Below are 13,720 nucleotides of genomic sequence, written 5' to 3' on the forward strand. Positions count from 1 at the left end.
CCCTCTGATGAAAGATCCCGACGCGAGCGCCAACCCTCCGGTGGACGGCAGCGAGCTGATCCGCTTCGACCATGTCACCAAGCGCTTCGGGTCCAACACGGTCCTCGACCAGCTCGACTTCTCTGTCGAGTCCGGCAAGCACGTCACCCTGATCGGCCCGTCCGGCTCCGGCAAGACGACGATCCTGCGGTTGCTGATGACCCTGCTCAAGCCGGACGAGGGCACGATCACGGTCGCCGGGGAGAAGCTCTTCCCCGCCCCCGAGAAGCAGGTCCGCGAGGTCCGCAAGAACATCGGGATGGTGTTCCAGCAGTTCAACCTGTTCCCGAACATGTCGGTGCTGCGCAACATCACCGAGGCCCCGGTCACCGTCCTCGGCCTGTCCAAGGACGAGGCGGAGGTGCGCGCCCGTGAGCTGCTGGAGATGGTGGGACTCGCCGACAAGTGCGACGCCCGCCCGACCCAGCTGTCCGGCGGCCAGCAGCAGCGGGTGGCGATCGCGCGGGCGCTGGCCATGCGGCCGCAGGTGCTGCTGCTCGACGAGGTGACCTCGGCGCTGGACCCGGAGCTGGTCGCGGGCGTCCTCGACGTGCTGCGGGACATCGCCCGCACCACCGACATCACGATGCTCTGTGTGACCCACGAGATGAATTTCGCCCGGGACATCTCGGACCAGGTCCTGATGTTCGACTCCGGTCGGGTCATCGAGTCCGGCAGCCCGGAAAAGATGTTCAACGACCCCGAGAAGGACCGCACCCGGGAGTTTCTCAGCGCTGTGCTGTGAGTCCGTGTCGGGCCCATGTCCCTGACATATGCCACGGCGATAACACCGCAGTTGAGGGCGTCGCAATCTCGTCAACAACCGCTCACTACAAGCCGCTTGCCCGTTATCGTGAAGGGGATTGACCGACACGAACCCGGATTGACGAGAAGCGACGTGCGACCGCAGGGGGAACCGTGGCGCTGCAGCACGAGCCGACGACGCCGCACCACTCGGCCCAGGACGCCCTGCGCGTCCTGGAGACCGTGGCGCAGCACAGCACCGGAGTCACCGACGCCGAACTCGCCCGGCACACGGGCATCGGCCCGGAGCGCCTGACCGGCCTCCTGCTGATGCTGCGCCGCGAGGGCTACGTCGAGCAGGTCGGCGACGGGGCGTACGTCACCGGCGACGCCCTGACCCGCCTCGGTTCCGCGCAGGGCCGCGACCAGGCCCTGCGCGAGACCCTCCAGCGCACCCTGGACCGGCTGCGCGACTCGGTCGGCGCGGCCGTCTACATCAGCCGGTACGTGGACGGGGAGATCAAGATCGACCAGTTCGCCGCGGGTCCGACCACCCCCGTGGTCAACGAGTGGGTCGACTTCCGCTACTCCGCCCACGCCACCGCGATCGGCAAGAGCCTGCTCGGCCAGCTCGACCACAACGGCCGGCGCGATCACCTCTCCCGCCACAAGATGGCCCGCCTCACCTCCCGCACGATCACCAGCGACCGGGTCCTGCTCTCCCGCCTGGAGTCCCAGCCGCCGACGGTCCCCCACCTCGACCTCCAGGAGTACGCGGTGGGCACGGTGTGCGCGGCCGTCCCGATCACGGCCGGTTCCTCGGTGGGCTGCCTGGCCCTGTCCCTCCCGGTCGGGCACGCCCACCGGCTGCGCCAGGCGGCGGACGCGCTGAACCGGAACGCGGCGCCGGTGCTGCTGTCACTGGCGATCTAGACCCGTCCCGGGGTGGTCGGAAGCACCCCTCGGGACCAGGTAGTATTTTCTTCGTCGCCAGCCGCGAGCCCCCTGGGAACGCGGTCGGCGGGAGTCATGCGCCGCTAGCTCAGTTGGTTAGAGCAGCTGACTCTTAATCAGCGGGTCCGGGGTTCGAGTCCCTGGCGGCGCACCGGTGAAGGGCCTCTCGTGGGAGCGAGGGGCCCTTCGGCGTCAGCGGGTCCGGGATTCCAGTCCCCCGCGGCCACACACACGATGAAGGCTCCTCGCAACCGCGGGGGCTATCGCCGCGAAGTCGGCTCTCCCAGGTCCTGCAGGAGCGGCTGGGGGTCCGGGGGTTATCCCCCGGGGAATGCAGCATCAGCGGGTCCGGGGTTCGAGTCCCTGGCGGCGCACCGGTGAAGGGCCTCTCGTGGGAGCGAGGGGCCCTTCGGCGTCAGCGGGTCCGGGATTCCAGTCCCCCGCGGCCACACACACGATGAAGGCTCCTCGCAACCGCGGGGGCTATCGCCGCGAAGTCGGCTCTCCCAGGTCCTGCAGGAGCGGCTGGGGGTCCGGGGGTTATCCCCCGGGGAATGCAGCATCAGCGGGTCCGGGGTTCGAGTCCCTGGCGGCGCACCGGTGAAGGGCCTCTCGTGGGAGCGAGGGGCCCTTCGGCGTCAGCGGGTCCGGGATTCCAGTCCCCCGCGGCCACACACACGATGAAGGCTCCTCGCAACCGCGGGGGCTATCGCCGCGAAGTCGGCTCTCCCAGGTCCTGCAGGAGCGGCTGGGGGTCCGGGGGTTATCCCCCGGGGAATGCAGCATCAGCGGGTCCGGGGTTCGAGTCCCTGGCGGCGCACCGGTGAAGGGCCTCTCGTGGGAGCGAGGGGCCCTTCGGCGTCAGCGGGTCCGGGATTCCAGTCCCCCGCGGCCACACACACGATGAAGGCTCCTCGCAACCGCGGGGGCTTTCGCCGCGAAGTCGGCTCTCCCGGGTCCTGCAGGAGCGGCTGGGGGTCCGGGGGTTATCCCCCGGGGAATGCAGCATCAGCGGGTCCGGGGTTCGAGTCCCTGGCGGCGCACCGGTGAAGGGCCTCTCGTGGGAGCGGGGGGCCCTTCGGCGTGTGCCAGGACATCCGCCTCCGTCAGCCTCCGGTACGCCCGCTCCCCGGCCGGCCGCCACCACACCGGGTCGGCACACCGCGGCCCCTCCCGCCTCAGCCCCACCCGATGGATCTTGTTCGTGGCTGTCACCGGCATCCGCTCCACCACCCGCACGAACCGGGGCGCCATCTTCGTCCCCAGATCCGGCTGGTCGAGCAGGAACCCGGCGAAGCCGACCGGATCGAACTCCCCCGCGATGGTCGCCATGACCTGGTCCCCGGTCACCGGATCCGGCACCGCGTACACGGCGACGGCGGCCGCGCCCTCGTACCGGGCGAGGATGTTCTCGATCATCGCGGCGGAGAGGTTCTCGCCGTCGACCCGCAGCCGGTCGTCGCCACGCCCCGCGAAGTACAGATAGCCGTCGGCGTCCCGGCAGAACAGGTCCCCCGTCCAGTACCACCCCTCCCGCCGCCGCTCCGCCTCCGCTGCCGGATTGCGCCAGTACCCCTCGAAGGGGTTCGGCCCCCGGTTGACCAGTTCCCCGATGGCCGCGTCCCCGTTGACCAGCCGCCCGCCCGCGTCGAACACGGCCGGCGGACACTCCTCACGGGTCTCCGGATCGAGTACGACGAGCCCGGGCCCCGCCCGCCCCACCGCCCCCGGCGGCGTCCCGGGCGACCACTGCACGGCGGCCCCGCCCTCGGACGACCCGTATCCCTCCACCAGCCGCACCCCGAACCGCCGCTGGAAGGCGGCCGCGTCCGCCGCCCCGGCCTCGGTGCCGAAGCCCAGCCGCAACGGATTGTCCCGGTCGTCGGGGCGCGGTTCGGTGGCCAGGAGGTACTGGATCGCCCGGCCCACGTAGGTGAAGTACGTCGCCCCGTACGCGCGTACGTCCGCGAGGAACCCCGACGCCGAGAACCGTCGCCGCAACGCCACCGCCGCACCGGCCGCGAGGGCGGGAGCCCAGTCGGCGATCACCGCGTTGCCGTGGAACATCGGCATGCAGACGTAGTGCACGTCGTCGGGCCGGACACAGAACTGGTCGACCAGGGAGTGGCCGGCCGCGGCCAGGCGCCCCTGGGTGCAGATCGCGGCCTTGGGGGCGCCGGTCGAGCCGGACGTGAAGTAGAGCAGGAGCCGGTCGTGCGGGGCGGCGCGGGTGGGGTCGGGCCGTGCGTCGGCGTACGGGGCGAGCAGGCCGTCGTACTCCTCCCCGTCGGTCAGCAGCAGACGCACGCCGGGCAGGTCGAGGCCGGCGAGCAACGGCAGGTGGGCCCGCTCGGTGACCAGCACGCGGCATTCGGTGTGCAGGATGTCGCGGGCGAGTTCGGGGCCCCGGCGGGTGGGGTTGATCCCGGCGACGGCGGCACGGGCGAGGGCCGCCGCGCTCAACCACAGGGGGTACTCAGGGGTGTTGTCGAGCAGCACCCCGATGTGCGAGCGGGGCGGCACCAGGTCGGCCAGCAGCGCCGCCCGGGCCGCGGCGCCCGCCGCCACCTGGTGATGGGTGAGCGCGCGCCCTTCGCACCACAGTCCCGGCCGGTGGTCGTCCCACCGGCCCGCGACGAGTTCCGCGACCGTGCCCCTGATGGACTCCATGACGGCGCACGGTAATTGATGGTCCGTCAGGTGTGTAGGGTCACGGGGTCATCGTGACGCCGTCGACCACGACGGTGTCGACGGTGTCGTCGGTGCCCTCGCCGAAGCCGAAGCCGTCGGACATCTGGTTGTACGTGACCATGAAGCCGACGCAGAACACCGCGGCCACCCCGAGGAACACCAGCATGCCGATGGTGGACGCCGCCAGCTTGGCCCGCCCCGGCGCCGTGGCGGTGGCGACGACCTCAGCGCCCTCCTTGTAGTAGACGGTGACGAAGTCGCCCTCGACCGTGGTCGCCGGGCCGTCCTCCTCCTCGAAGCGGACGACGCGGCCGTCACGCGCGGTGAACTCGTAGACGTGGTGCAGCGTGGTGTGCACGGACGTGTCCCCGCCGCCGCCATGGGTCGTCGTGAACATGCGCAGACAGCGCCCCTCCGCCGTCAGCCCGCTGTCCCAGGCACCGCGGATCTGCAGCGAGCGGCGCACCACGCGGTACGCGCCGAAGAGGACAACGGCCAGGATCAGGCCGGGAACGAGGTAGAAGATCAGGTCCATTGCGCATCCCCCGAGGTCAGGTGTTGCTCCCCTACGCCGTCATGGTCATGTCGGCGTAGGGGGAACGTACCCGCGGGAGAGGCCGGACTGCCTCAAGCAATGCTCAGAACGTGACGTCCGAGCACGCGTAGAACGCGTTGCCCGTGTCGTGGACGGTCCACACCGCGAGGATGACGTGGTGACCGCTCAGCCCGGACGGCAGCCTGCCACTGTGCGAGAGCGTGGACGGCGGCCGCTGCCCGTTGTACGGGACCGTGAAGAACGGCGTGAGGTTGAGGTCGGACCGGGAGAGGTTGTGGTTCTGGTTCCAGCCCGGCTTGGTGACGTAGTACCGGAAGTCGGTCGTGGCGTGCATGGCCGTGAACTGCCAGCGGAACGTGTAGTTCTGACCGCCGGTCACCCTGGTGGTGGGCCAGGCGCCGCCGGACGGCGTCCTCGGCGCGCTGAGCTGGCTGAACTGGCCGAGCCCGGCGTTGCATATCTGACCGTCGGCCGGTCCTGAGCCCGGGAAGCCCTTCGGGCCCTCGACGCTCTGCGGCTCCCACTGGATGGAGCCGCAGTTGGTGACGGTGCCGTTCTGACAGAGCTTCTGCCGGCTGATGGGGAGGTCGGTGTAGCCGTGGCTGCTCGCGCCTCCGGCGGAGAGCACGAGGGTCCCGGCCGTGGTGAGTCCGAGTGCGGCGGCGTACAGCTTGGTCTTTCTGCGCATGCTGCTGCTCCTGGGAACGTGGGGGAAGTTCGATGAGCTTGCAGGTCTAGACCAAGTCCCAGATTATTGCTGACTGTTGAACATGTCCATACCAATCGAGGGACATGTTCGACGGGCCGTCAGGGGTCTCAGGCGCCCGTCTCCCCCCGCCCCGCGCAGAGCGCCACCGTCAAGTCCTTCACCAGCGCCTTGCGTTCGTAGTCGTCCAGCTCGACCAGCCCCCGCATGGTCAGCCGGGTCACCGTGTCCTCCACCGAGTCGACGACCGAGGTGACCCTGGTGGCCCGGTCCTGGGCGTCCAGCGCGGCGATCCGGCGCCGGTGCATGGCCGCGGCCACCTCCGGCGCGTACTCCACCCGCACCGGCCGCACCGAGAACACCTCTAGCCCGACCACGCCCGCGTCCCGCACCACCAACCGGGTCAGCGTCTCCGCGGCCGCCTCGGCCGACCCCCGCGTGGCACCCGGCGTCTCCACCGGCACCCGGGCCAGAGCCGCCTCGACGCACTCGCGCAGATACGACTCGTGGTCCTCCACCCCGAGCGTCGCCCGCGCGGTGTCCTTCACCCGCCACACCACCAGGACGACCGCCCGCAGCGCGACCCCGTTCCCGTCGGCCGCGGGCATCGGCTCGCTGCGCCAGTGCCGCAGCCGTACGTCGACCCGGCGGCGCAGCAGCAGCGGGTTGACCCACAGCAGGCCGGTGCGCCGGACCGTCCCCCGGTAGCCGCCGAACATCCCGAGCACCCAGGCCCGTCCGGTCCGCCCGCGCGCCAGCCCGCCCAGGCCGAGGAGCCCCAGGGCCCCCGCCCCCGTGTACGCCGCCCACTGCGCGGGCCCCAGCCCCGACCCGGACGCCGACAGCCCCAGCGCCTCCCCCGCCAGCGACGGCAGTACGCCCGCCCACCACGAGGTGGCCAGGCACCCGGCCGCCCCGCAGACACCGGCGAGCACGCCCGCCGCCCCCGGCAGCACCCGCGCCGGCCGCTCCACCAGCTCGGGGTCGATCTGCGGCTCGGGACGCGGCTTGGCCTGCACCGGGCGGCGCAGCCGCGGCTGCTCCCCCGTGCCCTGCCGGCGGGCCACGACCGTCGGCCTCAGCGGCACGGACACCGGACCCGCCTCGTCGCGGAACAGCAGATGGACGGGGATCTCGGTGGTCGCCTCGTTCTGGATCAGCCGCGCCGGCCGGGCGGTCCCCTCGGGCGGCCCCGCGAACCCCTCGGGCTCGGGCGTGTGAGAAGTGGTCGTGGGCATGCGTGCCTCCAGCCTCCGCGCCAGATGCGTCACAACGGTGGTTGCCGGGATGTCGGGTTACGAGAACAGCCGCCGCCAGGTCTCCGGCCCCGGGTAGCCGTCCGCCGCGCCGCCCCGCCAGCCCTGGGTGCGCTGGAAGGCCTCGACGCCCCGCCGGTCCGCCTCGCCCCAGCGCGGTCCCGGCCCGGTCTTGTAGTGCTTGCCGAACCCCTTCTTCGTGAGCTGTCTGCCGAGCTGCGTCACGTACTGGTTGCTGGCACCCGGCCGGAACATCGCCCGCCCCGGGTAACCCGGCACCCCGTGCGACGCGGGCTGCGTGGGCGCGGGCGGGGCGGCCGGGGCTGGGGTTTCGCCGGAACCCGCGCTCGGGATGTCCCTGCCCTTGCCCGTCACCAGCAGCGCCCATGTCCGCGCCCCCGGCAGCCCGTCCGCGTCCTGGCCCCACCAGCCCTGCGCCTGCTGGAAGGCCTGCGTGGCCCTGCGGTCCGCGTCCGTCCAGCGCGGACCCGGGCCGGTGGTGTAGTACCGGCCGGCACCGCGCTCGACGAGCAGGCGGCCCAGCTGGGTGACGTACTTGTTGTTGGCCCCGGGACCGAAATGCGCCCGTCCCGGGTACGCCGTTGCGCTGTTCGGTCCCTCCGGCCTGGCAGCGCCGGGCGTCCCGGTCTCCGGCGTCTCGGCCGCCGGCTTCTCCGTGACCGGTTTCGTCCCCGCGGCGCCGCTCTTCAGCCCCTTGTAGCGGTAGGCGAGATAGCGGTCGGAGTGGCTCCAATAGGCGTACGGGGTGGTCTGCCGGCGGGCGCGCGCGGGTGCCGACTCGTAGGCGACGTAGTAGGTGTGCGTGTGGTCCGTCCAGCCGCCGAAAATGACGACGTGCGAGCCTTTCTGGGGGTTCGCCGGATTATGGAAGAGCAGCATGTCGCCGGGCTGCAGATCCTTCTTGGCGATGCGCACCCCGTACTTGCCCAGGCTGCCGGTCCATTCGTTTCCGGGCAGGTTCCAGGCCATCGAGACAAAGCCCGAGCAGTCCTGCCGGTATCCGTCCGACCAGTACTTGTACATGCTGTACGGCACCTTCGCGGCGACCCATTTCTTGGCCCGCTTGATGATCTCCGCGCGGGTGGTCGCGGGCGCCTTGACCGGGCCGGACGGCCGGGGCGGCTGCCCTGCCGGGCCGTGCAGCGGGGCTACGCTCCCCTGGGGGGTACTGGGCTCGTCACCTGCGGGAACGCTCGGCCGGTCGGGGGCGTGGGGGGCGGCCAGGGCCGGGGCCGTGTGGCCTACGGCGAGGGTCGTGGAGGCGGCCGCGGCGAGGATCAGCGCCCGGTGGGCGGCCGGATGGCGGCGGGTCTCGGAATGCGGCAGAACGCGTCTCCAGTGCACGCATCCCGGGCAGTCGCAGTCACTCGCCGGATCGAATTCCTCGAATACCGGAGTCCGAGTCTCCATGCGATTCCCCTCACACTCCAGTTGAAAATGCCCACAGCTGTGCACGTCGTCAGTTTCTCAACTGTCTTCCGGACGCGCATGTTGACGGTCCGAATGGTTTACGTGCCGCCCCGGCCCCCTCCGCCACCCCCGTCCGGCCGGTCCGGAGCACCCCGCAAGGTCATGTAGAGTTAACGCCGTCAGCAGGCGCCGCTAGCTCAGTTGGTTAGAGCAGCTGACTCTTAATCAGCGGGTCCGGGGTTCGAGTCCCTGGCGGCGCACGACACGGAGGCCCCCTCGTGGAAGCGAGGGGGTTTTTCGCTGTCCTGAACCGGGTCCTCTCCCAGGTTTGGCCGGATACCCTCTGGCCATGGCAGCGCGTGACCTTCAGGAGCGGATCAAGAAGCTCATCATCGACCGCCGGCTGGCCTCCGGGGCCCCGCTGCCGACGGAGCCCGAGCTGATGACTCATCTGGGTGCCAGCCGGAACTCCGTGCGCGAGGCGCTCAAGGGGTTGCAGGCGATGGGCATCGTGGAGATCCGGCACGGCTTCGGGACGTACGTCGGCACGATGTCGCTGGCGCCGATGATCGAGGGCCTCGCCTTCCGCACCGTCGCCGGGCACTACCGGGGCGAGGACACCCTGCTCCAGCTGGTGCAGTTGCGGGAGGCCGTGGAGACGGGGCTGGTGTCGCGGCTCGCGGGGCGGGTCCCGGAAGCCGATCTCGTTGAACTGGACGCGCTGGTCGACCGTATGGAAGAGCAGGCGGCGCGGGGTGGCGACGGGATCGCCGACACCGACCGGGCGTTTCACGCCACTCTCTACCGGGGGTTGGACAACGCGCTGCTGGGCGAGGTCATGGAGGCGTTCTGGGACGCCTTCCACCGCGTCCACACCGATCTCGGGGGCGCCCCGCAGGATCCGCTGGTCACCTGCCGGCAGCACCGGGAGATCGTGGAGGCGGTGCGGTCGGGCGACGCGATACGGGCGGAGGAGGCCATACGGGAGCACTTCGGCAACATCCTCGCCCGCGTATCCACGACGGGTACACAACACCCCCACAGGTGCCACAATGAGCGCGTATGACCGGTAAACACCTCGTTTCGCATCTTGCGATCATGTGGAACGACGTAGAACCCTGGTGATTGGTTTTTCAAGATGCTGCGCATACGCGGCAGTTGGGGGGCAAGGAGCCGGTTGCCGGTTTTCGCCGGGGCATAGGGGGCCCCGTTCATGACCGCATGCCGAGGGGGGCATGATGCAACCGGAAGGTCGCAGTTCCATGTCTAAGGTGTGGAAGATGTGGTGACCGCGGCCCACCACTGATACGCCTGTGAAGGTCGAGGGGGACCGGAGCAGCCGTAAAGGAACCGACAGACACGCGGGTGACCCGCGTGTGGGGGGATGACTCATGACGTCGACGCCGACGGGCGCCCGGCATAACTTCGACCCGTCTCAAACCACCCAGCTCAGGGTGCCGTCACAGACCAGGACCGGAGCTTTCCGCCGGATCAAGAAGACGCTGCCGAAGTACGACTACGAGCACTACAGCCGGCTGGCCGGCCCCCTCACTCAGCCCGACCCGAACAAGCCGTACCGGGTCGAGTACCGCTCGCTGATCTCGCAGGAGCCGCACCGGATCAGGGTCGCGCTGATGCTGGCGGCGGCGCCGGTGCTCTCGCTGGTCCTGCTGTTCTGGCTGCTCCAGCCCGAGCACTGGACCGAACGGGACTATCCCGCCTTCGACTTCCTGCCGGCGCTGGACATCGTGATGCTCGTCTCGATCGGTCTGATCGAGTTCTTCCGCTGCATGAACGTGCTGTCGAACGCGCACGCCACGCTGGTCGCCCGCGACCCTATCCCGGTGGTGCCGGAGACCGGCACGAGAGTCGCCTTCCTGACCTCCTTCGTGCCCGGCAAGGAGCCGCTGGAGATGGTGACGAAGACCCTGGAGGCGGCGGTCAAGCTGCGCCACCGGGGTCTGATGCACGTCTGGCTGCTCGACGAGGGCGACGACGCGGAGGTCAAGGAGGTGTGCGCGCGGCTCGGCGTGCACCACTTCTCCCGCAAGGGCATCGCCAAGTGGAACCAGGCCAAGGGCCCGCACCGCGCCAAGACCAAGCACGGCAACTACAACGCCTGGCTCGACGCGCACGGCGACGACTACGACTTCTTCGCCTCGGTCGACACCGACCACGTGCCGCTGCCCAACTACCTGGAGCGGATGCTCGGCTTCTTCCGCGACCCGAACGTCGGCTTCGTCATCGGCCCGCAGGTGTACGGCAACTACGACAACTTCGTCACCAAGGCCGCCGAGTCGCAGCAGTTCCTCTTCCACGCCCTCATCCAGCGCGCCGGCAACAAGTACGGCTCCCCGATGTTCGTGGGTACGTCGAACGCCGTACGCATCAAGGCGCTCAAGCAGATCGGCGGTCTGTACGACTCGATCACCGAGGACATGGCGACCGGCTTCGAGATCCACCGCCACAAGAACCCGGCGACGGGCAAGAAGTGGCGCTCGGTGTACACGCCGGACGTGCTGGCCGTCGGTGAGGGCCCGAGTGCCTGGACGGACTTCTTCACCCAGCAGATGCGCTGGTCGCGAGGGACGTACGAGACGATCCTCAAGCAGTACTGGAAGGGCTGGTACTCGCTGCCGCCGAGCAAGCTCTTCAACTACACGATGATGATCATCTTCTACCCGATGTCGGCCCTGAACTGGATCCTGGCGGCGCTGAGCTGTGCGCTGTTCCTGGGCCTGGGCGCCTCGGGTGTGAACATCGACCCGACGATCTGGCTGATGCTCTACGGCAACGCCTCCGCGCTCCAGATCGGCCTGTACGTCTGGAACCGCCGCCACAACGTCTCACCGCACGAGCCGGAGGGCTCCGGCGGTGTGGCCGGCATGGTGATGTCCGCGCTGTCGGCGCCGCTGTACGCGAAGGCGCTGGTCGACTCGGTGCTGCGCAAGAAGAGCAAGTTCGTGGTCACCCCCAAGGGCGACTCCGCGAGCCCCGACCGGTGGTTCGGGACCTTCCGCTACCACTGGTACTTCATCGCGATCTTCGGCGCGTCGATCACCGCCGGTTTCGTGTACGGTCACTCGCACCCCGCGATGATCATCTGGGCGACGTTCGCCATGCTGATCACGGCGACGCCGATCTTCGCCTGGCGCTACATGCTGCGCCAGGACAAGAAGAAGCCCGCCGCGACCGTGCCGGCCCAGCCCGCCCCGGCGCAGCACACGCCGTACCAGTCGGAGCCACAGCCGCAACCGCTGCCCGCGCAGCACGCGTCCCACGCCCCGCACGCGGCGCATGCCCCGCACGCGCCGCAGAACAAGCCGAGTTGGGCCGCGTCGGGCAGTAGTGGTAACGATCAGACGATGCAGATCGCCCTTGGTGGACTTGGGGGACGTAAGGAATGAACGACCGTGCAGGCCGCCGCCGCGCCCGTCGACTCGCGATAGGTACGGCGGTGGTACTCGCGCTGGCCGGAATGAACGGGCCGTGGCTCTATCGCGTCGGCACCGAGAAATACCACCAGTACCAAATCAACAGGCCCGAGTACAAAGCCGAGAACGGCAAGTGGGAGATCGTCGATTTCCCGGAGGAGTACCGCCAGAACACGATTCACGCGGCACTCCTGCACACCGGCAAGGTGCTGCTGATCGCGGGCTCGGGCAACAATCAGGACAACTTCGACGCGAAGAAGTACGACACCCGCATCTGGGACCCGGTCAAGGGCACGATCAAGAAGGTGCCGACGCCGAACGACCTGTTCTGCACGGGCCACACCCAGCTGTCCAACGGCAACCTGCTGATCGCGGGCGGGACGAAACGGTACGAGAAGCTCAAGGGTGACGTCACCAAGGCCGGCGGCCTGATGATCGTCCACAACGAGAACCCGGACGAGCCGATCACGCTACCCGCGGGCACCAAGTTCACCGGCAAGGAGAACGGCAAGACCTTCGTCTCCAAGGACCCGGTGCTGGTGCCGCGCGCGAAGAAGGTCTTCGACAAGGCGACCGGCAAGTTCCTGCGCAACGACCCCGGTCTCGGCCGGATCTATGTCGAGGCGCAGAAGAAGGGCGCAAAGCACGAGACCGGCACCCAGGACAACTACCGGATCCAGGGGCTGTCCGGTGCCGACGCGCGTAACACGTACGGCATCGCGCAGAAGCTCGCCCTGGACAAGAAGGACTTCCAGGGCATCCGGGACGCCTATGAGTTCGACCCGGTCGCCGAGAAGTACATCAAGGTCGACCCGATGCACGAGGCCCGCTGGTACCCGACGCTCACCACCCTGAGCGACGGCAAGATCCTCAGCGTCTCCGGCCTCGACGACATCGGCCAGCTGGTGCCGGGCAAGAACGAGGTCTACGACCCGAAGACCAAGAAGTGGACGTACCTGACGAAGGTGCGGCAGTTCCCGACGTACCCGGCGCTGTTCCCGCTGGAGAACGGCAAGATCTTCTACTCGGGTTCCAACGCGGGTTACGGCCCTGACGACGTGGGCCGCGACCCCGGCATCTGGGACGTGGACACCAACAAGTTCAGCAAGCTGCCCGGGCTGAGCGACGCCAAGCTGATGGAGACCTCGGGCACGGTGCTGCTGCCGCCGGCGCAGGACGAGAAGTACATGGTGATCGGTGGCGGCGGCGTCGGCGAGTCCAAGGAGTCCAGCGAGAAGACGCGGCTCATCGACCTGAAGGACGACGACCCGAAGTTCGTGGACGGGCCGTCGCTGGAGAAGGGCACGCGGTATCCGCAGGCGTCGGTGCTGCCGGACGACAGTGTGCTGGTGTCGGGCGGTTCGGAGGACTACCGGGGTCGCGGCGACTCCAACATCCTCCAGGCGCACCTCTACCGGCCGGGCGCGGACGAGCTCGACCGGGTCGCCGATCCGCTGGTGGGCCGTAACTACCACTCGGGGTCGATCCTGCTGCCCGACGGGCGCGTGATGTTCTTCGGGTCGGACTCGCTGTACGCCGACAAGGCCAACACGAAGCCGGGCAAGTTCGAGCAGCGGATCGAGATCTACACGCCGCCGTATCTGTACCGGGACGCTCAGCCGTCGCTGTCCGGGGGTCCGCAGACCATCAAGCGCGGTGGGACGGGCACGTTCACCTCGCGGCACGCCTCGTCGATCGAGAACGTGCGGCTGATGCGGCCGAGCGCGTCCACGCATGTCACGGACGTGGATCAGCGGTCGGTGGCGCTGGAGTTCAAGAAGTCCGGCGACAAGGTGACGGTGACCGTGCCGACCAACCGGAACCTGGTTCCGTCGGGGTGGTACATGCTGTTCGTGACGGATGACCAGGGGACGCCGTCGAAGGCGCAGTGGGTGAGAGTGCCGTAGAT

General features: G+C 69.4%; 10 protein-coding genes and 2 tRNA genes. 7 read left to right on the top strand and 5 right to left on the bottom strand.

The genetic code is table 11. The annotated features are described in order from the left end of the window. The first annotated feature begins 7 nt into the window (after window positions 1–7). The 3 genes from ehuA (at window position 8) to ABIE67_RS18060 (ending at window position 1,888) form a co-directional block, all read left to right on the top strand. Window positions 8–784 (top strand): ectoine/hydroxyectoine ABC transporter ATP-binding protein EhuA, encoded by a 777-nt coding sequence (ehuA, locus tag ABIE67_RS18050; protein WP_370258517.1) that lies wholly within the window; start codon window positions 8–10, stop codon window positions 782–784. 173 nt (window positions 785–957) lie between these two features. Beyond that, complete coding sequence (locus ABIE67_RS18055) at window positions 958–1,716, top strand: IclR family transcriptional regulator (protein ID WP_370258520.1); 759 nt, start codon at window positions 958–960, stop codon at window positions 1,714–1,716. A 98-nt stretch (window positions 1,717–1,814) separates the two neighbouring features. Next, window positions 1,815–1,888 (top strand) — tRNA-Lys (locus ABIE67_RS18060). Between the two features lie 857 nt (window positions 1,889–2,745). Here the strand turns inward: ABIE67_RS18060 and ABIE67_RS18065 are convergent. From ABIE67_RS18065 to ABIE67_RS18085, 5 genes are all read right to left on the bottom strand, one after another. Continuing rightward, a complete protein-coding gene (locus tag ABIE67_RS18065; protein ID WP_370258523.1) occupies window positions 2,746–4,407 on the bottom strand; it encodes an AMP-binding protein in 1,662 nt (553 codons plus the stop codon). 40 nt (window positions 4,408–4,447) lie between these two features. Next, complete coding sequence (locus ABIE67_RS18070; RefSeq protein ID WP_370258526.1) at window positions 4,448–4,963, bottom strand: DUF3592 domain-containing protein; 516 nt, start codon at window positions 4,961–4,963, stop codon at window positions 4,448–4,450. A gap of 103 nt (window positions 4,964–5,066) precedes the next feature. Next, window positions 5,067–5,672, bottom strand: coding sequence for a lytic polysaccharide monooxygenase (locus ABIE67_RS18075; RefSeq protein WP_370258529.1), 606 nt, complete (start codon window positions 5,670–5,672; stop codon window positions 5,067–5,069). Between the two features lie 128 nt (window positions 5,673–5,800). Then, window positions 5,801–6,928 (bottom strand): SPFH domain-containing protein, encoded by a 1,128-nt coding sequence (locus ABIE67_RS18080; RefSeq protein ID WP_370258532.1) that lies wholly within the window; start codon window positions 6,926–6,928, stop codon window positions 5,801–5,803. Window positions 6,929–6,985: 57 nt separating this feature from the next. After that, window positions 6,986–8,377, bottom strand: a complete 1,392-nt coding sequence (locus tag ABIE67_RS18085; protein WP_370258534.1) for a peptidoglycan-binding protein — start codon at window positions 8,375–8,377, stop codon at window positions 6,986–6,988. Window positions 8,378–8,563: 186 nt separating this feature from the next. On the opposite strand from ABIE67_RS18085, the gene ABIE67_RS18090 reads away from it, so the two are divergent. From ABIE67_RS18090 to ABIE67_RS18105, 4 genes are all read left to right on the top strand, one after another. Next, window positions 8,564–8,637: transfer RNA gene (locus tag ABIE67_RS18090), tRNA-Lys, on the top strand. Window positions 8,638–8,726: 89 nt separating this feature from the next. Beyond that, entirely contained in the window at window positions 8,727–9,443 is a 717-nt protein-coding gene (locus ABIE67_RS18095; protein ID WP_370258537.1) for a FadR/GntR family transcriptional regulator, read from the top strand. A 325-nt stretch (window positions 9,444–9,768) separates the two neighbouring features. Then, window positions 9,769–11,784, top strand: a complete 2,016-nt coding sequence (locus ABIE67_RS18100) for a glycosyltransferase family 2 protein (RefSeq protein WP_370258540.1) — start codon at window positions 9,769–9,771, stop codon at window positions 11,782–11,784. Beyond that, window positions 11,781–13,718, top strand: a complete 1,938-nt coding sequence (locus ABIE67_RS18105; RefSeq protein WP_370258544.1) for a galactose oxidase-like domain-containing protein — start codon at window positions 11,781–11,783, stop codon at window positions 13,716–13,718. The genes ABIE67_RS18100 and ABIE67_RS18105 overlap by 4 nt, the downstream gene beginning before the upstream one ends. Window positions 13,719–13,720: the final 2 nt, after the last annotated feature.

The organism is Streptomyces sp. V4I8, assembly GCF_041261225.1.
In the GTDB taxonomy this organism is placed as follows: domain Bacteria; phylum Actinomycetota; class Actinomycetes; order Streptomycetales; family Streptomycetaceae; genus Streptomyces.

Excerpts from the sequence above, each read along its gene's own strand:
- ABIE67_RS18100 (WP_370258540.1), top strand. The coding sequence starts at position 9,769 with ATGACGTCGACGCCGACGGGCGCCCGGCATAACTTCGACCCGTCTCAA.
- ehuA (WP_370258517.1), top strand. The coding sequence starts at position 8 with ATGAAAGATCCCGACGCGAGCGCCAACCCTCCGGTGGACGGCAGCGAG.
- ABIE67_RS18080 (WP_370258532.1), bottom strand. The coding sequence starts at position 6,928 with ATGCCCACGACCACTTCTCACACGCCCGAGCCCGAGGGGTTCGCGGGG.
- ABIE67_RS18095 (WP_370258537.1), top strand. The coding sequence starts at position 8,727 with ATGGCAGCGCGTGACCTTCAGGAGCGGATCAAGAAGCTCATCATCGAC.
- ABIE67_RS18105 (WP_370258544.1), top strand. The coding sequence starts at position 11,781 with ATGAACGACCGTGCAGGCCGCCGCCGCGCCCGTCGACTCGCGATAGGT.
- ABIE67_RS18065 (WP_370258523.1), bottom strand. The coding sequence starts at position 4,407 with ATGGAGTCCATCAGGGGCACGGTCGCGGAACTCGTCGCGGGCCGGTGG.
- ABIE67_RS18075 (WP_370258529.1), bottom strand. The coding sequence starts at position 5,672 with ATGCGCAGAAAGACCAAGCTGTACGCCGCCGCACTCGGACTCACCACG.
- ABIE67_RS18085 (WP_370258534.1), bottom strand. The coding sequence starts at position 8,377 with ATGGAGACTCGGACTCCGGTATTCGAGGAATTCGATCCGGCGAGTGAC.
- ABIE67_RS18070 (WP_370258526.1), bottom strand. The coding sequence starts at position 4,963 with ATGGACCTGATCTTCTACCTCGTTCCCGGCCTGATCCTGGCCGTTGTC.